The organism is Actinomycetospora chiangmaiensis DSM 45062 (assembly GCF_000379625.1).
In the GTDB taxonomy this organism is placed as follows: Bacteria; Actinomycetota; Actinomycetes; order Mycobacteriales; family Pseudonocardiaceae; genus Actinomycetospora; species Actinomycetospora chiangmaiensis.
On the sequence record NZ_KB903240.1, the window covers coordinates 457,271 to 482,162 of the forward strand.

The window sequence follows — 24,892 nt, forward strand, 5'->3', positions numbered from 1 at the left end:
ATGACGGTGCTGCCCTTCTCGCCGCCCGTGTCCGACGACGCGCTCGAGGACGCGCCGCTGCGGTCGGTCTCGACCGCGGTCGCCGTCCTCGACTGCTTCGCCTCCGAGGCCGAGCTCGGCGCGACGAGGGTCGCGGCGCGCCTCGGGATCGCGAAGTCCACCGCCTGCCGGATGCTCGCCGCGCTCGCCGCCGGCGGGCTGCTGGAGAAGGCCGGCTCGGGGCGCTACCGGCTCGGGCTGCGGCTGTTCGAGTACGGCCAGCTCGCCGTCGACCGGCTGCTGCTGCGGGAGGTCGCGATGCCGATCCTGGGCGAGCTGCGGGAGACCGTCCGCGAGACCGTGCAGCTCGGCGTGGCGGTGGGCACCGACGTGCTGTACCTGGAGCGGCTGGAGACGGCGGGCGCGGGGCTCCGGTTCCGCACCGACTACCACCGCAACCCGGCGCACTCGTCGTCGATCGGTCGGGTCCTGGCGGCCTCCGACCCGTCGTTGACGATGGCGATCCTCGAGCGCGGGCTGGAGCGCCGGACGCCGTTCACGGTGGTCGACCCGCGGCGCTGGCGACAGACGCTCGTGCAGACCCGCGAGCAGGGCTACGCCACGTGCCGCGACGAGTACGACCAGGGCTGGTCCTCCATCGCCGCGCCGATCCTCACCGGCGCGGCGGGACGACGGCGGGCCGTCGCGGCCGTGTCGGTGGTGGGCTCCACCTCCCGCGTGCTCGGGCCGCGCAAGCCCGCGCTCGTGCAGGGTGTCCGCCGCGCCGCCGAGCGGATCAGCGTCGCCCTGGAGCGGGCGTCGTCGTAGTCGACCCCGTGGCAGCGGAGCGTCGTTGCTGGCGTCCAGTGGCAGCAACGACGCTTCGCTGTCATCAGGGCACGGCCACGCCGATCAGACAGTCCCGGGTGACGCGCGCGAGCTGGTCCTCCTCGGAGAGCGTGTCCACCCCGTCGGGCGCCATCGGCACGACGAGGTACCGGGCCTCGGCGCTGGCGTCCCACACCCGGACCTCGACGTCGTCGGGCAGCGTCGTCCCGAACTCGGCGAGGACCCCGCGCGGGTCGCGCACCACCCGCGACCGGTACGCCTCGCTCTTGTACCAGGCGGGCGGCGGCCCGAGCCACGCCAGCGGGTAGCAGGAGCACAGCGTGCAGACGACGACGTTGTGCACCTCGGGGGTGTTCGCCACCGCGTGCAGCCGGATCTCCGACGAGTAGCCCCCGCCCGCGAACCCGAGCTCCCCCGCGGCCGCGCCGGCGTCGTCGAGCAGCCGCTCGCGGTAGGCCGGGTCGCCCCACGCCCGCACCACCATCCGCGCCCCGTTGACCGGCGATACCGACCGTCCGAGCGTCTCGATCCGCCGGTCGATCTCCTCCCGGTCGACGATGCCGCGCTCCTCGGCGAGGGCCAGCAGCACGTTCACCCGGGCCTGCAGCTCGCCGTTGCGGTGGTGCCCGCTCATGTGCGCTCCAGGTAGGTCTCGAACAGGTCCACGTGCACGGTGTCGCGCGGCCCGGCGTCCGGACCCCACAGCTCGGTCCCGGCGAAGGCCACCGTCCAGATCGCCTCCCGGCGCGCGTCCGCCCCCACGGCCGCCGCCTCGTCAGGGAAGCGTCCGTCGCCCACCGCGCGGACCACGACCCCGTTCCGACCCCGCACGTAGGACGGCGCCCGGTTGTGCCCCGGCGGGTTCAGCACGCGCACCCGCACGTGGTCCCCGACCCCGACGACGGGTCGAGCTCCGCTGCGCTCCGTCTCCGTCACGGCAGCAGCCGTTCCACCGCGTACAGCCAGCGCTCGTAGTAGGGCATCGCGTAGTACTCGGCCGGCGGGATCTGCTCCATCGTGTGCCGGAACTCGTCGAGGGTGTAGACGCCGGCCGCCACGCACGCCTGGTTCAGCGCGAAGATCTGCGCCTCCCACACGGACTCGAAGCCGTGGTCGTCCGGCCACGCGCCGAACCCGTGCATCCCGCCGACGTCGTTCGCGTACGCCACGCCCCCGAGTCTCGTGAGGGGAACCCTCGCGCCACAAGAGCGCACGCATCTTCCCCTCACGATCGCAAGCCGTCCATCTGATTCGTCAGTCAACACTTGCGAGAGCGGCAAGCGCAGCATACGGTCGGGACCATGGACGACGACGGGCTCCGGCACCGGGTCCGCGCGGCGATCGACGCGGCGGGTTCCCGACGACGGGTCGCGGCGGCGGTCGGGCTCGACGAGACCAAACTGTCGAAGTCGCTCGCGGGCCGGCGCCGCTTCACCCCCGACGAGCTGGACCGGATCGCCGCGCACACCGGGGTCGGGCTGACCTGGCTGCTCCGCGGTGAAGGCCGGCCGCCCGTCACGGCCGCGTCCGACCTCATCGCGGCGCGCACCGAGCCCGACGATGCCCGCAAGCGCATCCTCGACGCGGCCTGGACCCTCATCGCGACCCGCGGCTACCACCGCGTGCGCATCGCCGACGTCGCCGAGTCCGCCGGCACGAGCAGCGCCACCGTGCACTACCACTTCGCCGACAAGGACGCCCTGCTCGACGAGGCGCTGCGCCACAACGTCGAGCTCGCCCACGACCGGCAGGCCGCCGCGCTGGCCGCCGTCGACGACCCGCTTGAACGGCTCGAGACCCTGCTCGACCTGCAGATGCCCGAGGGCCCGGTGCTGGAGCCCGAGTGGTCGATCTGGATGCAGGTCTGGGTCGAGGCACTCACCGAACCTCGGCACCGCGACCTCTACGCCCGCGGCCAGGACCGCTGGTTCCGCACCGTGCTGATGACCCTCGAGAGCGGCGCCCGTGCCGGCGTCTTCCACGACGGCGACCAGACCCTCCGCGCCCGCCAGCTCACCGCCCTCGTCGACGGCCTCGGCGTCGGGGTCATGACGGGCGCCGCCACCCCCGCGCAGATGCGCGCCGCCCTGCGCGACTTCACCACGTGCATCGTCAGGAAGGACCCCTCATGAGCCGTCCGAGGAATCGCCGGGTGGTGATCACCGCGGCCCTCACCGGCGCCGCGGACTCCCCCGCCAAGAGCCCGCACGTCCCGGTCACCCCGCAGCAGATCGCCGACGATGCGATCGCCGCGGCCCGCGCCGGCGCGGCGGTCGTGCACGTCCACGTGCGCCACCCCGAGACCGGGATCCGGTCCCGCGACGTCGCGCTCTACCGCGAGGCGGCGGGGCTGATCCGGGCGAGCGACGTCGACGTCGTCCTCAACCTCACCGCCGGGATGGGCGGCGACCTCGTCGTCGACGCCGAGGACCCGCTCAAGCCCGTCGACGGCACCGACCTGGTCAGCCAGCACGACCGGATGCCCCACGTCGAGGAGCTCCTCCCCGACATCGCGACACTCGACTGCGGCTCCTACAACTTCAGCGACGGCCAGGCGCTCTACGTCTCCACCACCGACATGCTGCGCGAGGGCGCGAAGCGGTTCCAGGAACTCGGCGTCAAGCCGGAGCTGGAGGTGTTCGACTCCGGACAGCTGTGGTTCGCGAAGGTCCTGCGCGAGGAGGGCCTCATCGACGCACCGGGGCTGTTCCAGTTGTGCATGGGCGTCCCCTACGGCGCGCCCGCCGACCCGGGCCTGCTGATGGCGATGGTCAACCTGCTCCCCGACGACGCCGAGTTCACCTCCTTCGCGCTCGGCCGCGACCAGCTGCCCTGGGTCGCACAGTCGGTGCTGCTCGGCGGGCACGCCCGCGTCGGGCTCGAGGACAACCTCTACCTCTCCCGCGGGGTGAAGGCGACGAACGCCCAGCTCGTGGAGCGGGCCGTGGCCATCATCGAGTCGCTGGGCTCGACCGTCGCCACGCCCGACGAGGCCCGTGAGATCTTCGGGCTCGGTGCTGCCACACCCGGCTCCGCCGCGCTGCGCGGGAGGCCGTGGTGATCGCCTGCATCGGCGCCGGTGTCATCGGCGGCGGCTGGGCCGCGTACTTCCTCGCGCAGGGCCACGACGTCGTCGCCTGGGACCCGGGTCCCGACGCCGAGCCCCGGCTGCGCCGGATCGTCGAGGCCGCGCGCCCCGCGCTGAACTCCCTCGGCCTTCCTGACGACGGGTGGGGCTCGCTGACCGTCGCCGGCTCGCTCGCCGACGCCGTGCGGGACGCGGAGTTCGTGCAGGAGTCGGCGCCCGAGGACCTCGAACTGAAGCGGGCCCTGCTCGCCGACCTGGCTGCCGCGACGGGGCCGGACACGATCGTCGCGTCGTCGACGTCCGGGTTCCCCATGACCGACATGGCCGTCCGGGCTACGGACCCGTCGCGGCTCGTCGTCGGGCACCCGTTCAATCCGCCATACCTGATCCCGCTCGTGGAGGTGGTCGGGGGCGAGGCGACCGCACCCGCCGTCATGAAGGACGCCGCGGAGTTCTACCGGCGGCTCGGCAAGTCGGTGATCGAGATGGACCGGGAGGTGCCCGGGTTCGTCGCGAACCGGCTGCAGGAGGCGCTCTGGCGCGAGGCGCTGCACATGGTGGCGAACGGAGAGGCGACGGTCGAGCAGATCGACGCGTCCATCACCGAGGGCCCGGGTCTGCGCTGGCCGGTGCACGGGCCGTGCCGGACGTTCCACCTCGCCGGCGGCGAGGGCGGGATGGCGCACATGCTCGACCACTTCGGCCCGTCGCTGCAGGCCCCCTGGACCCGACTCGAGGCGCCGGAGCTCACGCCCGAACTGCGGGACGCGATGGTGGACGGCACGGCCACCGACCGGTCGTTCGCGGACCTCGTGGCCGAACGCGACCGGGCCGTCATCGCCATCCGCCGGGCCGTCGAGGAGGCGCGCGGACGCTGATGTGCACACGGCTCGGCCGGGCCGGGTCGACCGTGGGGAACCGCGCGCGTCCCGCACACACTCCGGGCCCGGCGGGATCGACCCTGGACAGCCCTGCGCGTCCCGCACACACTCCTTGGCCCCAGGCGCTCGACCCCGGTGACCCCTGCGCGTCGCGCACACACTCCCCGGGCTGGGCGGGATCGACCCCGGTGACCCCGGCGCGTCGCGCACACGAGTGCCGGGCGCCGCAGCCGACGTGCGCGCCGCGCGCAAGGGTCACCCGCACTCCTCGTCCCTCGCCCGACTATGTGTTCACTGCGCAGGGCTCGCCATCCACAGGCCACGGGCGACGCGTGGCGGGTCGATGGGCATCAAGATCTCGTCGCACCGCGCGGACCGTTCGCTGAGCGACTACTTCGCGCGGCGAGAGGAGATCTTCGACGACGGTCGCCGGGAACGGCCGCGGAACTGTGTGCTCCGCGCGCAGGGGTCACCCGCACGTCCGGTTGCCCGCTCGAGAATGTGTGCACCGCGCGCAGGAGTCACCCGCACGTCCGGTTGCCCGCTCGAGAGTGTGCGCGCCGCGCGCAGAGGTCTCCCGCCCGTGTCGTCCAGCGCCCGGAACAGTGCAGGCACACTCGACCGGTGCCCTCGACCGTCCGACTCCGAGTCGCCGTCGCCCTGACCCGCCAGACCGACCGCGGACCCGAGGTGCTGGTGTTCGACCACCGGGACTTCCCCGAGGCCGGGACCCAACTGCCGGGCGGCGGGGTCGACCCGGGCGAGACGATCGAGGCGGCCGCCCACCGGGAGGTGTTCGAGGAGACCGGCCTGCGCGACATCGCGGCCGGCGGCCGGATCGGCGTGCACCACCGGCCGACCGACGAGGGCGCCCCGCAGCACACGGTCGTGGTCCGGGCGACCACCGACGAGCCCCGTGACCGGTGGCAGTACACCGTCGAGGGCGAGGGTGACGACCGCGGCCTGGTCTACCTGTGCCGCTTCGTGCCGCTCCCCGCGCAGGTCGGCTTCCACCACGTCCCCCGTCCCGCAGACGCGAACGATGCGGTGTCTCGGGGGCACGCCCGTTCCTAGCGTCGGGACCATGCAGCGCAGCGGAGAGCGGATCCTCACCACCCACGTCGGCAGCCTCGCGCGTCCGGAGGCGCTGCTCGACACCATGCGGGAGAAGGAACACGGCCGCCCGTACGACGAGGCGGGCTTCGCGAAGCAGGTCACCGAGGCGGTCCGCGACGTGGTCCGGCAGCAGGTCGAGGTGGGGCTCGACGTCGTCACCGACGGGGAGATGGGCAAGGTCAGCTTCGCGACCTACATCCAGGACCGGCTCGAGGGCTTCTCGCCCAGCAGCGGGGAGAAGCTGCTCCCGCCGTCGTGGCAGCTCGAGCTCGACGCCTTCCCCGAGTACTACGAGCAGTACATGGGGAAGTACACGAAGACGGTCGCGCCGATGGTGACGGTCGCCTGCGTCGGCCCCGTCTCCTACTCCGGGCACGACCAGCTGCGCACCGACATCGACAACCTGAAAGCGGCGCTCGTCGGGGTCGACGCCACCGAGGCCTTCATGCCCTCGACCTCGCCCCGCGGGTTCGGCCGCAACGAGTACTACGCGACCGACACCGAGTACTACACCGCCGTCGCCGAGGCACTGCGCGAGGAGTACCTGGCCATCGTCGACGCCGGGTTCCTGCTGCAGATCGACGACCCGTGGCTGATCGAGATCCTGTCCGACCCCGCGCTCACGCCCCAGGAGCGGCAGCGCACCGCGGCCGAGCACGCCGAGATCGTCAACCACGCCCTGCGCGACATCCCGACCGAGAAGGTCCGCCTGCACACCTGTTACGGCCTCAACCACGGGCCGCGCATCCACGACATCACGATGGCCGAGGTCGCGGGCCCGATGCTGGCGATCCGGGCGGGGGCGTACTCGTTCGAGGTCGCGAACCCGCGCCACATGCACGAGTGGACGATCTGGGACGACGCCGGGCTGAAGCGGCAACTCGGCGACGCGATCCTCATCCCGGGCCTGCTCGGGCACGCCCAGAACTACGTCGAGCACCCGGACCTGGTCGCCGAGATGCTCCGTCACTACGTCGACGCCGTCGGGCGCGAGCAGGTCATCGCCGGCGCCGACTGCGGGTTCTCCTCGCGGGCGAGCTACCAGCCCGAGGTGCACCCGACCGTCGTCTGGGAGAAGTTCCGCGCTCTCCGCGCCGGCGCGGATCGCGTCTAGGCCGGCCGCTCCCCCGCCCACGCCCGGCCGAGCAGCGCGCGCAGGCCGTCGTACGTCAGCGCGGCCGGGTTCGGGTACGGGGTCCCGACGGCGAGCTCGGCCGCACGGTCGAGGTCGGCCTCGGCCATCCCGAGCTCGCGCAGGGAGGTCGGGCCACCCGCCGTCGTGACGAGATCGACGACGCCGCCGGGCGCGTCGTCCACGCCGAGTGCGTCGGCGAGCCGGCGCATCGCCTCGGGGGCGGCCGCGGCGTTGTAGGCCATCGCGTGCGGGAGCACGACGGAGTGCGTCGGGGCGTGCGGCAGGTCGAACGACCCGCCCAGTGTGTGGCAGAGCTTGTGGTGCAGTCCCATGCCCACGGACCCGAGGCACGTCCCCGCGAGCCACGCGCCCATCAGCAGGTCGTCCCGTGCGTCCGGCCCGACGTCGAGCCCCCGCAGCCCGGCGGCGAGGCGGCGGGTCGCGTCGAGGGCGAGCAGGTCGACGACCGGGTTGGCCTGCGGCGAGTACAGCGCCTCGACGGCGTGGGCGAGGGCGTTGACGGCACTGGTGACGGTGACGTCGTGGGGCAGCGAGCGCGAGAGCTCGACGTCGTAGACGACCGTCTCGGGGAGGATGTCCGGCGAGGTCCGCGTGGTCTTGACGCCGTCGGCGGTCTCGCCGAGGACCGGTGTGACCTCGGAGCCGGAGTAGGTGGTCGGCACGATGACCTGGTCGACCCCGGTGCGCGCCGCGAGTGCCTTCGCGAGCCCGGTGGCCGAGCCGCCGCCCACGGCCACGACGCTGTCCGCGTCCACCTCCCGCAGCACCGTCAGCGCGCGCTCCGTGACCTCCACGGGCGTGTGCATGGCCGCGCCCTCGAACGTCCCCACGGCGAGCGCGCCGAGCACCGACTCGACCTGCGCGCGGTGGCGCTCGCCCGCGAGCACGAGGACCCGGGACCTGCCGAGCCGCTCGACCTCCTCGGCCAGCCGGTCGAGGCTCCCGGCGCCGAACACGACGCGGGCGGGCTGCGCGGTGTAGACGAACACGCCTCCTTCTACCGCAATGGTCAAGGGTTCAACCGTGCGAGCGGCGGGGCACCCGCGCCCCATGCACGCGCTCTCCCGTCCCCTCATCGTCGGCGTCACCGGCATCGTCGGCCACGCCCTCGCCGAGCGGCTCACCGTCCGCGGCGGTCACGTCCTCGGCCTGTCGCGGCGCTCGTCGTCGCCGGTCCGGGAGGTCGAGGGCCTGCACGCGGACCTCACCGACGCCGACGCGCTGCGCGAGGCGCTCGCCGGGACCCGGCCGACCTCGGTGTTCCTCACCGCCTGGGCGCGTCAGGACACCGAGGAGGAGAACATCCGGGTCAACGGCGGGATGGTGCGCGACGTGCTCGCCGCCGCCGGCGCCGAGGGCACGGTGCAGCACGTCGCGCTGATGACCGGGCTCAAGCACTACCTCGGGCCGTTCGAGGCCTACGGGCAGGGCGACATGCCGGAGACGCCGTTCGTCGAGACCGAGCCGCGCCTCGAGTACCCCAACTTCTACTACGCCCAGGAGGACGAGCTGTTCGCCGCCGCGCGCGAGCACCGGTTCTCCTGGAGCGTGCACCGGGCGCACACGGTGGTGGGCTACGCCGTGGGCAACGCCATGAACATCGCCTCGACGCTGGCCGCCTACGCCGCGCTGTGCCGCGAGACCGGTCGGCCGTTCACCTTCCCCGGCTCGCAGCAGCAGTGGGACGGGCTGACCGACATGACCGACGCCGGTCAGGCCGCCGAGCAGATGATCTGGGCGACCGGGTCGCCGTCGGCCCACGACCAGGCGCTGAACGTGGTCAACGGCGACGTCTTCCGCTGGCGCTGGATGTGGCCGCGTCTCGCCGAGCTGCTCGGGGTGAAGGCGGAGGGGTTCGACGGCACCGTGCGCCCGCTCGAGGAGCAGACCGCGGGTCTGGGCGACGTGTGGGCGCGGATCGCGGAGCGCGAGCACCTCGTCGAGTCCGACCTCGACCGCGTCGCCTCGTTCTGGCACACCGACGGCGACCTGGGGCGCGACATCGAGTGCGTCACCGACATGACCCGTTCGCGGCTCGCGGGGTTCACCGGGTACGTCCGGACCCTCGACGCGTTCGCGGCCGTCTTCGACCGGCTCGCCGCCGACCGCATCGTCCCGCACGTCCGGACGTGACCTCCGCCCGCGCAGGTGCGGGAGGGGCCGGCGTCGGGAAGGGAGTCGTCGCACGGTGACCTCCGCCACGGAGGTGGCGGGAGGGGTCGGCGTCGGGAAAGCAGGATCATGAGCTGGAGCCGGAAGAACCTCGAGGGCGTCGAGACGCTCGCGCCCGCGGCGAGCGTGTACCTCACCCCGGAGCGGCTGGAGCTGCAGCGCACCGCGCGGACGTTCGCGATGGAGGAGGTGCTGCCGGTCGCCGACGAGCTCGACCCGCAGCGCGCCGAGATCCCCGACGAGCTGATGGCCCGGCTCGCCGAGCTCGGCTACTTCGGCGTGATGATCGACCGCGAGCACGGCGGGCTCGGCCTGGGCGTGCTCGAGTACGCGCTGATCTGCGAGGAGCTCGCGCGGGCGTGGATGAGCGTCGCGAGCATCATCGCCCGCGGCAACGGCACCGGGTGTGCGGGTCGGCCGGACCTGCTCGAGCGCTCGGCGCGCGGCGAGTGGATCGGGGGGATCGCGTTCTCCGAGCCGGCGGCGGGGTCGGACCTGGCGAACGTCGGGTGCCACGCCGAGCGCGACGGCGAGGACTGGGTCGTCAGCGGGACGAAGCGGTGGGTCGGGCACGCGAAGCGCGCCGACTTCCTGCACCTGCTCGCCCGCACCCGCGAGCCGCGTGAGGGACACGGCCGGTCGGACGGGCTGGAGCTGTTCCTGGTCGAGAAGGCCCGCGGCGAGTTCCCGGAGGGCGTCACGGGGACGCCGATCGACAAGATCGGTTACTACGGCCTGACGACGTGGGAGCTGCAAATCGACGGACTGCGGCTGCCGCTCGACGCCCTGCAGGACACCGGACAGGACGAGGGCCAGGGGTTCAAGGAGTCGCTGCGGTGGCTCGGACCCGCGCGCGTCCAGACGGCGGCGCGGGCGGTCGGGCTCGCGCGTGGCGCCGTCGAGGACGCGATCGCCTACGTGAAGCAGCGCGTGCAGTTCGGGCACCCGATCGGCGACCAGCAGGTGATCCGGCACGCGCTCGCCGACCTCTCCGCCGACGTCGAGGCCGCCCGGCAGACCTACCTGCACGCCGCGTGGCTGGTGGACTCCGGCGTCCGCGCGGACGTCGAGACCTCGCAGGCCAAGCTCGTCGCGTCCGAGACCGCGGAGCGCGTGACGTCGCGGGCGCTGCAGATCTTCGGCGGCAACGGCTACACGACCGAGTACTCGGCCGAGCGCTACTGGCGGGACGCCCGGTTGACGACGATCTTCGAGGGAACGTCGGAGATCCAGCGCAAGATCGTGTCGGACGCGCTGCTGGCCGACTGAGCGAAGGCACCGTCGGTCGGATGGACGGGCCGTGGGCGCCCGTCGCCCATCGGATGGCCGCTGGCGAGGGGCGCCCACGGGCGGATACGTCGACCGAAGGGCCCCTTCGCTCACAATGGAGGTCGTGCGCCCCCCGGAATCCCTGCCGCCCCGCTTCGGGCTCGACCCGGCGCGGATGCGGCTGCCGGTGTCCGACGAGTGGGCCACGATCCGCGACCACGTGGTGACGCGGGTCCCGCTGCCCGCGGCGCAGGTCGACGCCATGTTCGACGCCGGGCGCTTCCACGACGCCGAGGGCCCGCTGCCGCCCGACGCGCCGTACGTCAGCGGCGGGTCGGTGTGGTTCCACCGCGACCTTCCCGACGAGGTGCCGGTGCCGTTCGGCATCGACGTCGCCTTCCGCGATGACCGGGTCCTGGTCGCGGACAAGCCGCACTTCCTCGCGACCATCCCCCGCGGCCGGCACGTGCGGGAGACCGCGCTCGTCCGGCTGCGCGACGAGCACGGCCTGCCCGACCTCTCCCCCGCCCACCGCCTCGACCGCGTCACCGCGGGGCTCGTGCTCCTCGTGATCCGCCGCGAGGACCGGGGGACGTACCAGAACCTGTTCCGCGACCGTGGGGTGTCCAAGACCTACGAGGCGGTGACGCGGTACGACCCGGAGTTGCCGGCCACTCAGGTCGTCCGGTCCCGGATCGTGAAGGAGCGCGGGATCGTCACCGCCCGCGAGGTCGAGGGCGAGCCCAACGCCGAGACCCTCGTGGAGCTGGTCGACCACCGGGACGACGCGGAGCTCGGACCGATCGCCCGGTACCGGCTGACCCCGCGCACCGGGCGCACCCACCAGCTGCGGCTGCACCTGTGCTCGCTCGGCATCCCGATCCTCGGCGACCCGTTCTACCCCGAGCTGCGTGACGTCCCGCTCGACGACCTGCGCACGCCGCTCCAACTGCTCGCCCGGACCCTGAGCTGGCCCGACCCGGCGACCGGCACGCCCGTGACGGTGCACTCGCAGCGCACCCTGCAGGCGTGGGACGACCCGACGGGGTGGCTCGCCGGCCCCCGCGAGGTGCATCCCGCCCCGGGCTGAGTCCGCCGACGTGCCTCCTGCGCACCTCGCCGACCGTCCGGCCGGCCCGCCGACGCGAGACGTCCGTGAGGCAGGGCCCCGTGTGCACCTCGCCCGTCGGAGCGGGTACCTCGCCCCGGTGCCCGACCCGTTGATCGTCTCCGCCGTCCTCGTCCCCGACGCCCAGGCCGACCTCGACGCGCAGCGTCGTCGCTGGTTCCCGGCGGACCGGCTGCACGTGGGTGCGCACATCACGCTGTTCCACGCCCTGCCCGGCGATCTGCTCGACGAGGTGCGGACCCAGCTCGCCCGGCTGACCCGCGGGCCGCGTCCCGCGATCCGGGTCGACGAGCCGTTCAAGCTCGGGCGCGGGGTGGGGCTGCGGCTGCAGTCGTCGGCCCTGGAGGGGATCCGCGGCGCGATCGCGAAGCGGTTCGAGGCCGACCTCACCGACCAAGACGCCCGGCGGTGGCGTCCGCACGTGACGATCCAGAACAAGGTCAGCCCCGACGAGGCCCGCCGGACCCTCGAGGTCGTCCGGGAGACGCACGTCCCCTACGACACCGAGGTCGATGCCCTCGCGCTGTGGCACTACCGTGGCGGCCCGTGGGAGGCGGCGGGGGACTTCGGCTTCGACCGGTCGGACCCGTCCGGACCAGCAGGAACCGCGTGATCGGGGGCGCACGGTGAACCCGATCGTCGCGGCCCCGATGGCGGGCGGCCCCTCCACCCCGGCGCTGGTGGCGGCGGTCGCCGACGCGGGCGGCTTCGGGTACCTCGCCGCCGGCTACCTCACGGCCGACGCGCTCGCGGCCCAGCTGGCCCAGCTGCGACAGCGCTCCGACCGCCCGTTCGGGGTGAACCTGTTCCTGCCCGACCGCAGCGCCCCGGCTCCCTATCGGCGTGCTCGGTTGCTCCGTCGGGAACGGGCCGTGGAGGCCTACGCGAGGCGCATCGCGGGCGAGGCCCACGCGCTGCATGTCGAGCTCGGCGACCCGTACCCGTCCTCCGAGCCGGACGCCGGCCCGGGCCTGGACGCCAAGCTCCGGGTGCTGGCCGCCCATCCGCCGGACACCATCAGCGTCACCTTCGCCCTGCCCGACGACGCCTGCCTGGCCGCGCTGCGCGCCACCGGGGCGCGTCTCGTCGCCACCGTGACCGGCGTCGAGGAGGCCCGGGCCGCCACGGCGGCGGGCTTCGACGGGCTGGTCGTGCAGGGCACGGACGCCGGCGGTCACCGCGGCACGCACACGGTCGCGGCCGAGCCGAACGACCTCGACACCCTCGACCTGCTCCGGGCGATCCGGCCGGTCACGGCGCTGCCGCTGGTCGCGGCGGGCGGGGTCGCCGACGCCGCCGGGGTCCGGCGGGCCCTCGACGCCGGGGCGGAGCGGGTCCAGCTCGGAACCGCGTTCCTGCGCACCGACGAGGCGGGTACGTCGACGACCCACCGCGACGCGCTCGCCGACCCCGAGTTCTCCGGCACCACGGTCACCCGCGCGTTCACCGGCCGTGCCGCCCGGGCGCTGACGAACCGCTTCGCCGTCGAGCACGGCCCGGCCGCGCCCGCGGCCTACCCGGAGCTGCACCACCTGACCCGACCGGTGCGCGCGGCCGCCGCGAGGGCCGGGGACGTCACGCGACTGCACCTCTGGGCCGGGGTGCACTTCCGCCGGGCGACCACCGGACCCGCCGCCGACGTGGTGCAGGGCCTGCTCCGATAGGACGCGTTCCTCCTCGGCGGTTCGGGTACCACCGCGCGCCGAACGGGAGGAGACGACCCATGTCCGACGGTGCCGAACCCACCGACACCAGCAAGACCGAGCGTGCGGGCCAGCGGCTCGCGGGGGCCGTGAAGAAGGCGGCCGGGACGGTCACGGGCAACGACACGCTGCGCGCCGAGGGCGAGCTGCAGGCCGAGCGCGCGGATGCGGAGAAGGACGCGCAGCGCGCCGAGGCACAGGCCCGGCAGAAGCGCGAGGAGGCCGAGGCGCAGGCCCGCGCCGAGGAACTGCGCGTGGAGCGCGAGCGCCTGGCGGCCGGGGACGTCCGCAGCGAGCGCGAGGAGCGGGCCGAGGCGGAGCGCGAGGCCCGCGAGGAGCGGATCGAGACCGAGACCGCGCAGCGCGAGCGCGCGGTCTCGCAGACGGCCCAGGCCCAGGAGCGGGCGGCGCAGCGCGACGAGGCCGCGGCCGTGCGCGAGCGGGGCGAGGCGGAGTCACGCGTGCGCGACGAGGAGCAGCGGGCCGAGGAGGCCCGCCGGTCGGCGCGCACGCTCGAGCAGGTCGAGGAGGACCGATGAGCAACCCGGTGTCGGCGGTGGCGGGGCCCGTGATCTCGCTGGGCTTCGGCGTGGTGCGCCTACCGGTGGGGCTGCTGGCCCAGGTCACCGGCAACGGCGGCAACAAGGAGTGGGGGCCGGTGCTGGCCGTCGACGCCGTCGAGGGCGGCGTCCGGCAGGTGCTCGGGTCGCTGCTCGGCGACCCGGGCCTGGCGGCCCAGGGCGACGTGACCGACGCGCGCGTGGCGCAGCGGACCGAGGCAGCCGAGCGCGACCAGGCCGCGCAGGCGCGCCGCGAGGTCGCCGACGACCGTCTCGCGCAGCGCCGCGAGCGCGACCAGGAGGCCCGCCGCAAGGCCCGGGAGGCCGAGCAGCAGCAGCACCAGCGGCTCGAGGCGGAGAAGCAGCGCCGCGAGCAGCAGGAGCGGCAGCGTGAGCAGGAGCGCAAGCAGGCCGCGCAGCGCGACGAGCAGCGCGCGCAGGAGGTCGCCGACTCCCACGCGCACGAGGCCCGTCGGGCGCGCGTCGAGGCGGAGTCCGAGGCGGTCGAGGCGGAGCGGAAGGCCGCCGCGGCGAAGGCCGAGGCGCTCGACGTCGCGAACGCGAAGGAGAAGGCGAAGAACGCCCGCAAGCGGTGATGACCGCCGCGGGGGCGATAAGGTCGAGATCGCTCCCACGGGGTACTACCCCGATCATGCTGGCCATCGAGGACCACGGCGTGATCGGCGACCTGCGGACGGTCGCCCTGGTGGGCACCGACGGCAGCATCGACTTCGCGTGCCTACCCGACTTCGACTCCCCCGCCGTGTTCTCCGCCCTGCTCACCGAGGAGGGCGCCGGGGCGGAGCGGAGCGCGTTCACGGTGCGCCCGGGCTCGTGCACGCGCACCAAGCAGCTCTACCTGCCCGACTCCAACGTCCTGATGACCCGCTTCCTCGACGCGGACTCGGTCGCCGAGGTCGTCGACCTGATGGACCCCGAGGACGACGGGACGCGTCCGCTGGTGCGGACGGTCCGGGTCGTCCGGGGTCGGCAGAGCTTCACCGTGCGCTGCGCGCCCGCCTTCGACTGGGGCCGGGTGCGTCACCGCCTGGAGCTGCTGCCCGGGGTGGGTGCCGTCTTCCTTCCCGACGACGGGTCCGGCGCACTGGTGCTGCGCACGTCGGCGGAGCTGCGGGTGGCCGACGACCCCGACGCGACCGGACCCGCCGTCGTGGCGGAGATCGACCTGGGTGCGGGCGAGGCGGCGGACTTCCTGCTCACCTGGCACGACGAGGCGCCGCACCGCAACGACGTCGACGTCCCCGGCGAGCACGAGGCCGACCGGCGCCGCGATGCCGTGCTCGCGTACTGGCAGCAGTGGCTGGCCCGCTCGACGTACGCGGGTCGCTGGCGGGAGATGGTGCACCGCTCCGTGTTGCTGCTGAAGCTCATGGTGCACCGCCCGACGGGGGCGCTGATCGCGGCGCCGACCGCCGGGCTGCCCGAGGAGATCGGCGGGGAGCGGAACTGGGACTACCGCTACGCGTGGCTGCGCGACGCCGCGTTCACGTCGTACGCCCTCATGCGGCTCGGGTTCGTCGAGGAGGGCCGGGCGTTCCTGTCGTGGCTCGAGCAGCGGATGGCCGAGGCGGACGACGAGTCGGGCCTCCTGCCGGTCTACACCGTGCACGGCGCCCCGCCGCCGGAGGAGCTCGAGCTGACCCACCTGTCGGGGTACCGCGGGTCGCGCCCGGTGCGGATCGGGAACGCCGCCGGGTCGCAGCGCCAGCTCGACACCTACGGCGAGGTGATGGACTCGGTCTACATCGCGAACAAGGAGACGCCGATCTCCTACGACCTGTGGACCCGGGTCCGCGGCTCGCTGGACTGGCTCGACCGCAACCGGCACCTGCCCGACCAGGGGCTCTGGGAGTCCCGCGGCGAGCCGCAGTTCCACACCTACTCGCGGGTGATGGTGTGGGTGGCGTTCGAGCGAGCGCTGCGTCTCGCCCGGCAGCGCGGACTTCCCGCCCCGGTCGAGGCGTGGGAGAAGGCCGCCGCCGAGGCCTACGAGGAGGTCCAGCGCGACTGCTGGGACGGCGACCTCGGCACGTACACGCAGTTCCCGGGTACCGACCAGGTGGAGGCGGGGCTGCTGATCCTGCCGCTGGTGAAGTTCTCCGGGCCGACCGATCCCCGCTTCCTCTCGACCCTCGGACGAATCGAGGACGATCTGGTCGTCGATTCGCTGGTGCAGCGGTACCCGCCGGACGGATCCGACGGGCTCGACGGCGAGGAGGGCACCTTCAACCTCTGCTCGTTCTGGTACGTGGAGGCGCTCACCCGGGCGGGACGCCTCGACCGGGCCCGCAACGTGCTGGAGAAGGCGTTCACCTACGCCAACCACGTCGGCCTGTTCGCCGAGGAGCTCTCCGCCTCGGGTGAGCAGCTGGGCAACTTCCCTCAGGCCCTCACGCACCTGGGGCTGATCAGCGCCGCGGTGAACCTGGACCGGGCACTGGGCTGATCGGGCCGACCGGGCTGATCGGGTCAACGGCCCGGAACCAGGCGTTCGTCTCCGGCAGGAAGAGCAGCACCAGGACGGTCACCTGGCACCCGAGGACGACCAGGGGCACCAGCGTCATCCACAGCGGCACACACACGACGGCCGTGACCAGCGCGCCGAGGGCGGTCAGGGCGGCGTACCCGACGCGGGCCGTCGTCGAGCCGGTGCGCATCCGCAGACCGAGGAGGAACCAGGCGACGTTGGCGCCGACCCCGAGGACCAGGATCACGGCCGCGGTGAGGTAGAGCTCGAGCGCGCTGTAGCCGAGCGCCCAGATCAGCGTGAAGCCGGCGACGGCGAGCGAGCCCAGGACACCGAGGGCCGCGGGCGCGACCATGGTCCAGAAGGCCGCCTCGACCACGGTGGGCCGGCCCGGCGGGGCACCGGCGGGCGGGACGACGGGTAGGACGGTGGTCGCGTCGAACGTCGCGTGGCGACCGGGGTACGCAGGAAGAGTCATGGAGCCATCGTGACGCTCCGTGAAGCTCAGGAGAAGCAGACTGGCGTAAATCGCCATGCAGTATCACGCAGGGTGAAGCGCTCGCCCGCCCTCCTCGCCGAGGACGGGCGTTCGCGACATCGTGCCCGGGTAGCCCCCGCTCCCCGGGACACCGGATCTAGAAGAAGGTCTTGCGCCCGCCCACGCCACGGCCCACTGCGCCGAGGATGGTGAGGATCAGGCCGACCACGACGAGAATCCACCCGATGTAGGTCAGCACGGAGATCGGGACGATGTACCCGACGATCAGCAGGATGATGCCGAGGATGATCATGACACTCCCTCGTGTAGAGCCGGCCGATTGACCGGCGATCGCGAAGTACCCGAGCGTCACACCGAACACACACATGGTCGACATCTCACCCACGCGAGTGAGGCCCGATCTGACCCCACGTCGCGTGTTGAGACAGAAGGGACGCGTGTGACTCCCGCCGACGCCTGGGCGACGCATGAGGTGACCACGGTCTGGGGAGCGCCCCTCACGGTGACCACGGACGACGACGACGCCACGATCCGCGTCGACCTGCACGACGTGACCGCCCCCGAGGGCGACCGCTTCGACTACCCGGTGGTGCACCTGCCGTCGGTCGCGGTCGCGGTGGTGGTCCGGGACGAGGAGGTCCTCGTGCTGCGGACCTACCGCTACCCGGTGGGGCGCTACGGCTGGGAGCTCCCGGGGGGTGGGGTGGACCCGGGCGAGGATCCGGCGGTCGCCGCCGCCCGGGAGACCGCCGAGGAGACCGGGTGGGCGCCGAAGGGCCCCGGGCGGCCCCTCATCTCCTTCCAGCCGCTGCCCGGCGGGGTCGTCTCGACCGTGCACGTCCACCTCTGGACCGACGCCGAACGGAGCGAGGCCCCGCTGGACCGGCACGAGCCCGGGCAGGCGCAGTGGATCCCCGTCGCGGACGTGGTGCGCCTGGCCGCGGCCGGTGAGCTGCTCGGCTCGGGGACCCTCGTCGGCCTGCTGCAGTACGTGGCCGAATCCCGTTCCCGAGGACCGGTCACGGGTCCTGGAAATTACTAGGACGTCCTACTAATATGGGACGGGTACCCGACCATCCCCGGCGATCGAGGATCACGCGACCATGGCCGAAGCGCAGCTGTACGTGCCGAACAACCCGATCCGGGTGGTGACCGCGGCCAGCCTGTTCGACGGCCACGACGCCGCGATCAACATCATGCGGCGCATCCTGCAGCGGCAGGGCGCCGAGGTGATCCACCTGGGGCACGACCGCTCGGTCGACGACGTCGTCTCGGCCGCGGTCGAGGAGGACGCGCACGCCGTCGCGATCAGTTCCTACCAGGGCGGTCACGTCGAGTACTTCACCTACCTCGTGGACCTGCTCCGCGAGCGCGGCGCGGGCCACGTGCGCGTGTACGGCGGCGGGGGCGGCGTCATCGTCCAGCGCGAGATCGACCAGCTCCACGCCCACGGCGTCGCACGCATCTTCTCCCCGCAGGACGGCCAGCAGCTGGGCCTGCCGGGCATGATCAACACCATCATCCGGGAGTGCGACGAGGACCTCGGCGCGCAGGCCCCGTCGTCGTGGGACGGGCTCTTCACCGGCGAGCGCGCGGTGGTCGCCCGTGCCGTGACGATGGCCGAGTCGGGCGTCCTGCCCGACGACGTCCGCGAGCGGGTCGACGCCGCGAACTCCGAGCGCCACGTCCCCGTCCTCGGCATCACCGGCACCGGCGGGTCGGGCAAGTCCTCGCTCACCGACGAGCTGGTGCGCCGCACCCGCATGGACCGTGAGGACAAGCTCAAGGTGGCCGTGCTCGCGGTCGACCCGACCCGTCGTCGGGGTGGGGGCGCCCTGCTCGGCGACCGCATCCGCATGAACGCCCTCGGCGGCCCGGTCGCCTTCCGGTCGATGGCGAACCGGGGCTCGGGTACCGCGCTGCCCGAGCGGCTCGCCGACGTCATCGCCGTGCTGCGGGCCTCCGGGGCCGACCTGGTCATCGTCGAGACCCCGGGCATCGGGCAGGGCGACGCGGGCATCGTCGAGTTCGCCGACGTCTCGCTCTACGTCATGACGCCGGAGTTCGGTGCGGCCTCCCAGCTCGAGAAGATCGACATGCTGGACTTCGCCGACGTCGTCGCGATCAACAAGTTCGAGCGGCGCGGCGGCGACGACGCCCGCCGTGACGTGGCCCGCCAGCTGCTGCGCAACCGCGACGAGTGGGGCGCGAGCTGGGAGGACATGCCGGTCTACGGCACCAGCGCCGCCACCTTCCACGACGAGGGCGTCACCGCGCTCTACGGCAAGCTCGTCTCGCTGCTCACCGAGAAGGGCCTCGCCGAGGGCGGCGGCCACCTCGACATCCCCGACACCCGCGTCTCCACGTTCGCCGGGTCGGCCATCCCCGCCGAGCGCGAGCGCTACCTCGCCGACATCGCCGCCACCGTGCGCCGGTACCACGAGGACACCGAGGCGATGGTCGTCGCGACACGGAAGCGCTCCGCGCTCAAGCAGGCCGTCGAGCTGCTCGGCGACCGCGACGCCGGAGAGCTGCCGGCCGTGCTCGACGAGGCCGAGCGGGACCTGCCGCGCGAGGCCCACGACCTGCTCGTCGGGTGGGAGCAGACCAAGGAGGACTACGCGGGCGACGAGTTCGTCTACACGGTCCGCGACCGGGAGAACCGGGTCCGGCTCACCAAGGAGACGCTGTCGGGCTCCAAGGTCAACCGCGTCTCGCTGCCGTCCTTCACCGCCGAGGAGGAGGTCGTGCGGTTCCTGCGCCGCGAGAACCTCCCCGGGTACTTCCCGTTCACGGCCGGGGTGTTCGCGTTCAAGCGCGACGGCGAGGACCCGGCGCGGATGTTCGCCGGCGAGGGAGACCCGTTCCGCACGAACCGTCGCTTCCACTACCTGTCGGAGGACTCCGACGCGAAGCGCCTCTCGACGGCGTTCGACTCGGTGACGCTCTACGGGCGCGACCCCGCCACTCCCCCGGACGTCTACGGGAAGGTCGGCACCTCCGGCGTCTCGATCGCCACGCTCGACGACATGAAGGTGCTCTACGGCGGGTTCGACCTGACCTCGCCGACCACCTCGGTGTCGATGACCATCAACGGCCCCGCACCGACGATGCTCGCGTTCTTCCTCAACACCGCGATCGACCAGGTCGTCGACGCCCATCGCTCCGAGCACGGCGAGGAACCCTCGGAGGAGAAACGCGCCGAGCTCGTCGCCCACGCCGTGTCGAACGTCCGCGGCACGGTGCAGGCCGACATCCTCAAGGAGGACCAGGGCCAGAACACCTGCATCTTCTCCACGGAGTTCTCGCTCCGGATGATGGCCGACATCCAGGAGTGGTTCATCGCGCACAAGGTGCGCAACTTCTACTCGGTGTCGATCTCCGGCTACCACATCGCCGAGGCCGGGGCGAACCCGATCTCGCAGCTGGCGTTCACGCTGTCCAACGGCTTCACCTACGTCGAGTCCTACCTCGCCCGCGGCATGGACGTCGACGACTTCGCGCCCAACCTGTCGTTCTTCTTCTCCAACGGCATGGATGCCGAGTACTCGGTGATCGGCCGGGTCGCCCGCCGCATCTGGGCGGTGGCGATGCGCGAGCGCTACGGCGCCAACGAGCGCTCGCAGAAGCTCAAGTACCACGTCCAGACGTCGGGTCGGTCCCTGCACGCGCAGGAGATGCAGTTCAACGACATCCGGACGACGCTGCAGGCGCTCTGCGCGCTCTACGACAACGCCAACTCGCTGCACACCAACGCCTACGACGAGGCCGTGACGACCCCGTCGCAGGAGTCGGTGCGCCGGGCGCTCGCGATCCAGATGATCATCAACAAGGAGTGGGGCCTCTCCCTCAACGAGAACCCGCTGCAGGGCTCGTTCGTGATCGAGGAGCTCACCGACCTCGTCGAGGAGGCCGTCCTCGCCGAGTTCGACCGCATCGCGGAGCGCGGCGGCGTCCTGGGCGCCATGGAGACCGGCTACCAGCGCGGCAAGATCCAGGACGAGTCGATGCTCTACGAGAGCCGCAAGCACGACGGTTCGCTGCCGATCATCGGCGTGAACACGTTCCTGCCGCCGGCGGACGCCGAGGGCGAGGAGCCCAAGGAGATCGAGCTCGCCCGCGCGACGGAGGAGGAGAAGTCGTCGCAGCTGCAGCGCCTCGACGACTTCCAGGCCCGCCACCAGAGCGAGTCCGCGGAGGCCATCTCCCGGCTCCAGGCCGCGGCGACCGCCGGCGAGAACGTGTTCGACGAGCTGATGAAGGCCGCCCGGGTGTGCTCGCTCGGCCAGCTCACCGAGGCGTTCTTCGAGGTCGGCGGGCAGTACCGGCGCAGTATGTGAGCTTCGCTCCTGTGAGCACTTTCCGTGCCTATCGGCACGGAAAGTGCTCACGAGGCGCGCAGCGCCACCCCCAGCTTCGCCGCCGCCTCGTGGGCCTCGGCCCGCTTCTGCGCGGCGAGCGGACGGAGCTCGGCCATCGCCGGGACCACCTCGGCGAGGGTCAGCTCGGCCTCCACCACCGTGACGTCGGCGCCCCAGACGTCGCGCAGGATGCGAGTGATCCAGCCGGTGCCGTGGTCCCAGCCCTCGCGCGGCGTCCCCGGGCCGTAGCCACCACCGCGGGAGACCACGAGGACCACCGGGGTGCCGGCCAGCGGTGAGGAGCCGGGCGCGAAGCGCGGGTCGGTGATCAGCAGGTCGACCCAGCTCTTGAGGTGGGCCGCGATCCCGAAGTTGTAGAGCGGCGACCCGATCACCACGGCGGAGGCGGCCACCAGCTCGTCGGCGAGCGCGGCGGCGGTGGCGACGGCCGCCCGCTGCTCCTCGGTGCGCTCGCCCTCCGGCGTCATGCCCGCGGCGGTCGCGGCCGCCCACGTCGCCGGGGAGACCGGGTCCCGCCCCAGGTCGCGGCGGACGATCTCGGCGCCGGGGTTCGCTTCGAGGTAGGACCGCTCGAGGCTGTCGAGCACCTCCCGGCTCACCGAGCCCTGCGTACGGATGCTGCTGTCGATGCGGAGCAGGCTCATGTCGATCTCCTGACGTGCGGAACCGAAGATGTTCTGTCGAACAGACTATCTGCCGCACAGATTCCCTGCGCAACTGCGTATCCTGCGACGGTGAGCACGCCGCGGCAGGTGGAGTCCGACCTGGGCTGGGCCCTGGGTCGCGTCGCGCGTGCCCACCTGCGGACGGCACAGACGGTGATGGGCGGGCTGCCGGGCGGCCCCCGCGGCTACCAGGTGCTCGCCGCCGTCGGGCGCGGCGAACCGAGCACGCAGCTGGCGCTCGCCCGCAAGCTCGGCGTCGACCGCACGGTGATGACCTACCTGCTCGACGAGATCCAGGCCGAGGGGCTCGTCGAACGCCGCCCCGACCCGGCCGACCGCCGCGCGCGCCGCGTGGAGCTCACCGACGCCGGCCACGCCCGCCTCTGCGAGCTCGAGCGCAAGCTGCGCGACGCCGAGGACCACATGCTCGCCCCGCTCGGCCCCGAGGAGCGGGACATCCTGCGGGACCTCCTGGCCCGCCTCGCCACCGCCGACCCCGACCAGCCGTCGGCCTGTCAGGTCGCCCAGGACCTGCACGACGACGGGGCCTGCACCGCTTGAGCCGCCGGGTGCGGGGCCCTCGGTGTCGCGTGGCACGCTGACGCGGTGGAGACGGCACCCCTCGCGCGGTGGGTCGACTTCGCCGTCGTCGCCGGCGGTGCCAGCGCCGCGCTGACGGGACTGCTGTTCGTCGCCATCTCGATCAACGTCGACCGGGTCGGGCGCTCGATCAGCCTGCGTTCCCGCGGCGGCCAGACGCTGGTGCTGTTCGCGGTGACGCTGGTCGTGTCGATCGTCCTCGCGGTCCCCGACCAGGGGCTCACCGTGTTCGGCGTCGAGCTCCTCGTGCTGGTCGTCCTCGCCGGCAGCGGCCTCCTCGTGCTCGACCGGCGCGCGAAGCGGGAGGCGCGGACCCCGGCGCTGGCGCGCACCCTCGACCTCGTGAGCCCCAACGTGGCGACGCTCGTCCTCATCGCCGCGGCGGCCTTCGTGGCGCTCTCGGGCCACGCGTGGGGCGTGTACCTGCTCGTGCCGTCGACGGTGATCGCGATCGTCGGCGGGGTGGCCAACGCCTGGCTCTTCCTCACCGAGGTCGCCGACTGAGGGGCCCGCCCCTCGTGAGATCGGTGTGTGCCTTTCGTCCGGCTCGGGTATCGCGGTCCGCCTCCGGCCACCCGGTCGGCGGCGGCCGCGATCGAGGAGGCGTCGGTGCACCACACGGTCGAGATGTCGGTGCCGAGCACGGCGACCGACGAGACGCTCCGCGCGCTGGAGAAGCTGGACGGCGTGCTGTCCCTGCACGTCGAGCGCGGCGTCGGGGTGAAGCCGGAGGGCGACGTCATCACCGTCCACGCCCTCAACCGCTCGATCGACGCCGTGCTCGCGACGGCCGCGGAGGCGGAGCGGCACGGGCCGATCGCCGTCGTGACGGGCGGCCTGAACAGCCTGGTCGCCACCGGGGCGCAGGGCGCGATCGACGACGACGCCGACGAGTCGCCCTGGGAGGAGTTCGAGCGCACGCTGCGCCACCACGGCCGGCTCTCGGTCAACTACCTGCTCCTCATGACGATCGGCGGCGCGATCGCGGTTGCGGGCCTGCTCTCGCCGCCGGTCCCCCAGGCGCTCGCGCTCGCGGCCTCCGCCGTGCTCGCCCCTGCCTTCGAGCCGCTCGGTGAACTGGCGACCGCCCTGATCCGGCGCAGCGCCTACGCGATCCGCCGCGCCGTGGTCTCGGTGGTGGTCGGCTACGTGCTGCTCGCCGTCGGGGGCGGGCTCGCCTTCCTCGTGCTGCGCGCCCTGGGTCTGGCCTCGCCGTCGACGATCGCGAGCAGCGAGGGCATGCACCTCGTCGTCGACCCCACGGCCGCCGACTGGCTGGTCGCCGCGGGCGGCGCCGCCGCCGGGCTGATCATCATCACGTCCTTCCGCGAGGCCGTCCTCGCGGGCGCGCTCATCGCCCTCGCCCTCGTCCCCGCGGGTGGTGTGCTCGGCATGGGCGTGGTCGCGCGGGACGGCGGGCTCGCCCTGCAGGGCCTGCAGCGCCTCGGGGAGGACGTCGCGCTCGTCGTCGTGCTGGGCGGCCTGGTCATCCTCGGCAAGGACCGGCTGATGCACCGGGGACGGCGGCCGCTCGCGTAGGGGCGCTCCGCGCCCGTGAGTACTTCTCCGTGCTCCGGCACGGAAAAGTACTCACCGGGCGGAGCCACCTCCTCAGGTCATCTCGTGGCCAATGTTGCGACGAACGATCGAGTCGACCACGACCAGCTCGTGGACTTCCTCCGGACGCGGCACCACGCCGTGATCGTCACGAAGCGCTCCGACGGCGGCGACCAGACGAGCCCGGTCACCGTGGGGATCGACGAACAGGGTCGCCTGCTGGTGTCGACCTACCCCGAGCGCGCCAAGGTGAAGAACATCCGCAAGGACCCCCGCGTCGCGATGTGCATGCTCTCCGAGGACTTCGAGGGCCCGTGGGTGCACGTCGAGGGCACCGCCGAGGTCCTCGACATGCCCGACGCGCTCGACCCGCTCGTCGAGTACTTCCGCTCGATCTCCGGCGAGCACCCGGACTGGGACGAGTACAAGGACGCCATGGCGAAGGAGGACAAGACCCTCATCCGCCTCACCGTCGAGCGCTGGGGCCCGATCGCCACCGGCGGCTTCCCCGCCCGACTGTCCGAGGACTAGCTGTTCTGACCACTGAGGTTGGTCACGCGGCTGGCGGGCGGGTGTCCGCCGAGCGCGGTGTGGCCGCGGTGGTGATTGTAGGAGTGCAGCCAGGGGGGAAAGGCCTCGCGGCGGGCGGTCTCGGAGCGGTAGGCCGCCGCGTAGGCCCATTCCTCGAGCATGGTGCGGTTGTAGCGCTCGACCTTGCCATTGGTCTGCGGACGGTAGGGCCGGGTGCGTTTGTGGGCGATGCCGGTCTCGGCCAGGGCAGCCGCGAAGTCCCGGGAGC

28 protein-coding genes are annotated in these 24,892 nt (G+C 73.0%); 20 read left to right on the top strand and 8 right to left on the bottom strand.

Annotated features, from left to right (window positions below; genetic code table 11):
* On the top strand, positions 1–807 hold the full coding sequence (locus A3CO_RS0119265) for an IclR family transcriptional regulator (protein WP_157647693.1): 807 nt from the start codon (positions 1–3) through the stop codon (positions 805–807).
* Between the two features lie 64 nt (positions 808–871).
* Here the strand turns inward: A3CO_RS0119265 and A3CO_RS0119270 are convergent, their stop codons facing one another.
* From A3CO_RS0119270 to A3CO_RS40115, 3 genes are read right to left on the bottom strand one after another with little or no spacing between them, the layout of a single operon-like run.
* Positions 872–1,462, bottom strand: a complete 591-nt coding sequence (locus A3CO_RS0119270) for a nitrile hydratase subunit alpha (protein ID WP_018333883.1) — start codon at positions 1,460–1,462, stop codon at positions 872–874.
* The gene (locus tag A3CO_RS40110; protein WP_018333884.1) at positions 1,459–1,764 is read right to left on the bottom strand and encodes an SH3-like domain-containing protein; all 306 of its coding nucleotides are present in this window, start codon (positions 1,762–1,764) and stop codon (positions 1,459–1,461) included. Before A3CO_RS40110 ends, A3CO_RS0119270 begins: the two co-directional genes overlap by 4 nt.
* Positions 1,761–1,997, bottom strand: a complete 237-nt coding sequence (locus A3CO_RS40115) for an SH3-like domain-containing protein (RefSeq protein ID WP_018333885.1) — start codon at positions 1,995–1,997, stop codon at positions 1,761–1,763. Before A3CO_RS40115 ends, A3CO_RS40110 begins: the two co-directional genes overlap by 4 nt.
* Before the next feature lie 132 nt (positions 1,998–2,129).
* Here A3CO_RS40115 and A3CO_RS33195 point away from each other — a divergent pair, with 132 nt between their 5' ends.
* The 5 genes from A3CO_RS33195 (at position 2,130) to A3CO_RS0119305 (ending at position 7,027) form a co-directional block, all read left to right on the top strand.
* Complete coding sequence (locus tag A3CO_RS33195) at positions 2,130–2,960, top strand: TetR family transcriptional regulator C-terminal domain-containing protein (RefSeq protein WP_018333886.1); 831 nt, start codon at positions 2,130–2,132, stop codon at positions 2,958–2,960.
* Complete coding sequence (locus tag A3CO_RS33200) at positions 2,957–3,889, top strand: beta-keto acid cleavage family enzyme (protein WP_033414603.1); 933 nt, start codon at positions 2,957–2,959, stop codon at positions 3,887–3,889. The genes A3CO_RS33195 and A3CO_RS33200 overlap by 4 nt, the downstream gene beginning before the upstream one ends.
* Positions 3,883–4,794 (top strand): 3-hydroxyacyl-CoA dehydrogenase NAD-binding domain-containing protein, encoded by a 912-nt coding sequence (locus A3CO_RS0119295; protein ID WP_018333888.1) that lies wholly within the window; start codon positions 3,883–3,885, stop codon positions 4,792–4,794. Before A3CO_RS33200 ends, A3CO_RS0119295 begins: the two co-directional genes overlap by 7 nt.
* A gap of 627 nt (positions 4,795–5,421) precedes the next feature.
* Positions 5,422–5,871, top strand: coding sequence for an NUDIX domain-containing protein (locus A3CO_RS39720; protein WP_018333889.1), 450 nt, complete (start codon positions 5,422–5,424; stop codon positions 5,869–5,871).
* 10 nt (positions 5,872–5,881) lie between these two features.
* Positions 5,882–7,027 carry a cobalamin-independent methionine synthase II family protein gene (locus tag A3CO_RS0119305; protein WP_018333890.1) on the top strand — a complete coding sequence of 382 codons (1,146 nt, stop codon included), beginning with the start codon at positions 5,882–5,884 and terminating at the stop codon, positions 7,025–7,027.
* On the opposite strand, the gene A3CO_RS0119310 is transcribed toward A3CO_RS0119305, so the two are convergent.
* On the bottom strand, positions 7,024–8,058 hold the full coding sequence (locus A3CO_RS0119310; RefSeq protein ID WP_018333891.1) for a maleylacetate reductase: 1,035 nt from the start codon (positions 8,056–8,058) through the stop codon (positions 7,024–7,026). The two genes, A3CO_RS0119305 and A3CO_RS0119310, sit on opposite strands and share 4 nt — an antisense overlap.
* Before the next feature lie 34 nt (positions 8,059–8,092).
* Here A3CO_RS0119310 and A3CO_RS0119315 point away from each other — a divergent pair, with 34 nt between their 5' ends.
* From A3CO_RS0119315 to A3CO_RS0119350, 8 genes are all read left to right on the top strand, one after another.
* Positions 8,093–9,202 carry an SDR family oxidoreductase gene (locus A3CO_RS0119315; protein ID WP_245561543.1) on the top strand — a complete coding sequence of 370 codons (1,110 nt, stop codon included), beginning with the start codon at positions 8,093–8,095 and terminating at the stop codon, positions 9,200–9,202.
* 108 nt (positions 9,203–9,310) lie between these two features.
* Positions 9,311–10,510, top strand: coding sequence for an acyl-CoA dehydrogenase family protein (locus A3CO_RS0119320; protein WP_018333893.1), 1,200 nt, complete (start codon positions 9,311–9,313; stop codon positions 10,508–10,510).
* A gap of 115 nt (positions 10,511–10,625) precedes the next feature.
* Entirely contained in the window at positions 10,626–11,600 is a 975-nt protein-coding gene (locus A3CO_RS0119325) for a pseudouridine synthase (protein WP_018333894.1), read from the top strand.
* 82 nt (positions 11,601–11,682) lie between these two features.
* A complete protein-coding gene (locus A3CO_RS33210; RefSeq protein WP_018333895.1) occupies positions 11,683–12,252 on the top strand; it encodes a 2'-5' RNA ligase family protein in 570 nt (189 codons plus the stop codon).
* 13 nt (positions 12,253–12,265) lie between these two features.
* Positions 12,266–13,303, top strand: a complete 1,038-nt coding sequence (locus A3CO_RS33215; RefSeq protein WP_018333896.1) for a nitronate monooxygenase — start codon at positions 12,266–12,268, stop codon at positions 13,301–13,303.
* Between the two features lie 59 nt (positions 13,304–13,362).
* Complete coding sequence (locus A3CO_RS35030) at positions 13,363–13,881, top strand: hypothetical protein (RefSeq protein ID WP_018333897.1); 519 nt, start codon at positions 13,363–13,365, stop codon at positions 13,879–13,881.
* Complete coding sequence (locus A3CO_RS0119345) at positions 13,878–14,498, top strand: hypothetical protein (RefSeq protein ID WP_018333898.1); 621 nt, start codon at positions 13,878–13,880, stop codon at positions 14,496–14,498. Before A3CO_RS35030 ends, A3CO_RS0119345 begins: the two co-directional genes overlap by 4 nt.
* Positions 14,499–14,554: 56 nt before the next feature.
* Positions 14,555–16,369, top strand: coding sequence for a glycoside hydrolase family 15 protein (locus A3CO_RS0119350; protein ID WP_018333899.1), 1,815 nt, complete (start codon positions 14,555–14,557; stop codon positions 16,367–16,369).
* Here A3CO_RS0119350 and A3CO_RS0119355 read toward each other — a convergent pair.
* Both A3CO_RS0119355 and A3CO_RS38760 read right to left on the bottom strand, forming a co-directional pair.
* On the bottom strand, positions 16,332–16,868 hold the full coding sequence (locus tag A3CO_RS0119355; protein WP_157647697.1) for a hypothetical protein: 537 nt from the start codon (positions 16,866–16,868) through the stop codon (positions 16,332–16,334). The genes A3CO_RS0119350 and A3CO_RS0119355 overlap by 38 nt on opposite strands.
* 157 nt (positions 16,869–17,025) lie before the next feature.
* Positions 17,026–17,181 (bottom strand): hypothetical protein, encoded by a 156-nt coding sequence (locus tag A3CO_RS38760; protein ID WP_018333901.1) that lies wholly within the window; start codon positions 17,179–17,181, stop codon positions 17,026–17,028.
* A gap of 210 nt (positions 17,182–17,391) precedes the next feature.
* On the opposite strand from A3CO_RS38760, the gene A3CO_RS33230 reads away from it, so the two are divergent.
* Positions 17,392–17,931 carry an NUDIX hydrolase gene (locus tag A3CO_RS33230; RefSeq protein WP_033414709.1) on the top strand — a complete coding sequence of 180 codons (540 nt, stop codon included), beginning with the start codon at positions 17,392–17,394 and terminating at the stop codon, positions 17,929–17,931.
* Between the two features lie 61 nt (positions 17,932–17,992).
* A complete protein-coding gene (icmF, locus tag A3CO_RS0119370; RefSeq protein ID WP_018333903.1) occupies positions 17,993–21,229 on the top strand; it encodes a fused isobutyryl-CoA mutase/GTPase IcmF in 3,237 nt (1,078 codons plus the stop codon).
* A 47-nt stretch (positions 21,230–21,276) separates the two neighbouring features.
* On the opposite strand, the gene A3CO_RS0119375 is transcribed toward icmF, so the two are convergent.
* Positions 21,277–21,915 carry an FMN-dependent NADH-azoreductase gene (locus A3CO_RS0119375; RefSeq protein WP_018333904.1) on the bottom strand — a complete coding sequence of 213 codons (639 nt, stop codon included), beginning with the start codon at positions 21,913–21,915 and terminating at the stop codon, positions 21,277–21,279.
* Positions 21,916–22,005: 90 nt separating this feature from the next.
* On the opposite strand from A3CO_RS0119375, the gene A3CO_RS35035 reads away from it, so the two are divergent.
* The 4 genes from A3CO_RS35035 (at position 22,006) to A3CO_RS0119395 (ending at position 24,624) form a co-directional block, all read left to right on the top strand.
* Entirely contained in the window at positions 22,006–22,497 is a 492-nt protein-coding gene (locus A3CO_RS35035; RefSeq protein WP_026204777.1) for a MarR family winged helix-turn-helix transcriptional regulator, read from the top strand.
* A gap of 45 nt (positions 22,498–22,542) precedes the next feature.
* Positions 22,543–23,040 carry a hypothetical protein gene (locus A3CO_RS0119385; protein WP_018333906.1) on the top strand — a complete coding sequence of 166 codons (498 nt, stop codon included), beginning with the start codon at positions 22,543–22,545 and terminating at the stop codon, positions 23,038–23,040.
* A 105-nt stretch (positions 23,041–23,145) separates the two neighbouring features.
* Complete coding sequence (locus A3CO_RS0119390; protein WP_157647698.1) at positions 23,146–24,075, top strand: DUF389 domain-containing protein; 930 nt, start codon at positions 23,146–23,148, stop codon at positions 24,073–24,075.
* A gap of 84 nt (positions 24,076–24,159) precedes the next feature.
* Positions 24,160–24,624 (top strand): PPOX class F420-dependent oxidoreductase, encoded by a 465-nt coding sequence (locus tag A3CO_RS0119395; protein WP_026204778.1) that lies wholly within the window; start codon positions 24,160–24,162, stop codon positions 24,622–24,624.
* Here the strand turns inward: A3CO_RS0119395 and A3CO_RS0119400 are convergent.
* Positions 24,621–24,892: integrase core domain-containing protein (locus A3CO_RS0119400; protein WP_018333909.1), on the bottom strand; the 272-nt coding region annotated here is incomplete at its 5' end. The genes A3CO_RS0119395 and A3CO_RS0119400 overlap by 4 nt on opposite strands.

What these genes read in the sequence shown, in the direction of transcription:
- icmF (WP_018333903.1), top strand. Translation starts at nt 17,993, where the DNA reads ATGGCCGAAGCGCAGCTGTACGTGCCGAACAACCCGATCCGGGTGGTG.
- A3CO_RS0119350 (WP_018333899.1), top strand. Translation starts at nt 14,555, where the DNA reads ATGCTGGCCATCGAGGACCACGGCGTGATCGGCGACCTGCGGACGGTC.
- A3CO_RS0119325 (WP_018333894.1), top strand. Translation starts at nt 10,626, where the DNA reads ATGGAGGTCGTGCGCCCCCCGGAATCCCTGCCGCCCCGCTTCGGGCTC.
- A3CO_RS0119265 (WP_157647693.1), top strand. Translation starts at nt 1, where the DNA reads ATGACGGTGCTGCCCTTCTCGCCGCCCGTGTCCGACGACGCGCTCGAG.
- A3CO_RS35030 (WP_018333897.1), top strand. Translation starts at nt 13,363, where the DNA reads ATGTCCGACGGTGCCGAACCCACCGACACCAGCAAGACCGAGCGTGCG.
- A3CO_RS0119375 (WP_018333904.1), bottom strand. Translation starts at nt 21,915, where the DNA reads ATGAGCCTGCTCCGCATCGACAGCAGCATCCGTACGCAGGGCTCGGTG.
- A3CO_RS0119320 (WP_018333893.1), top strand. Translation starts at nt 9,311, where the DNA reads ATGAGCTGGAGCCGGAAGAACCTCGAGGGCGTCGAGACGCTCGCGCCC.
- A3CO_RS0119305 (WP_018333890.1), top strand. Translation starts at nt 5,882, where the DNA reads ATGCAGCGCAGCGGAGAGCGGATCCTCACCACCCACGTCGGCAGCCTC.
- A3CO_RS33200 (WP_033414603.1), top strand. Translation starts at nt 2,957, where the DNA reads ATGAGCCGTCCGAGGAATCGCCGGGTGGTGATCACCGCGGCCCTCACC.
- A3CO_RS38760 (WP_018333901.1), bottom strand. Translation starts at nt 17,181, where the DNA reads ATGATCATCCTCGGCATCATCCTGCTGATCGTCGGGTACATCGTCCCG.
- A3CO_RS0119345 (WP_018333898.1), top strand. Translation starts at nt 13,878, where the DNA reads ATGAGCAACCCGGTGTCGGCGGTGGCGGGGCCCGTGATCTCGCTGGGC.
- A3CO_RS33195 (WP_018333886.1), top strand. Translation starts at nt 2,130, where the DNA reads ATGGACGACGACGGGCTCCGGCACCGGGTCCGCGCGGCGATCGACGCG.
- A3CO_RS0119355 (WP_157647697.1), bottom strand. Translation starts at nt 16,868, where the DNA reads ATGACTCTTCCTGCGTACCCCGGTCGCCACGCGACGTTCGACGCGACC.
- A3CO_RS0119270 (WP_018333883.1), bottom strand. Translation starts at nt 1,462, where the DNA reads ATGAGCGGGCACCACCGCAACGGCGAGCTGCAGGCCCGGGTGAACGTG.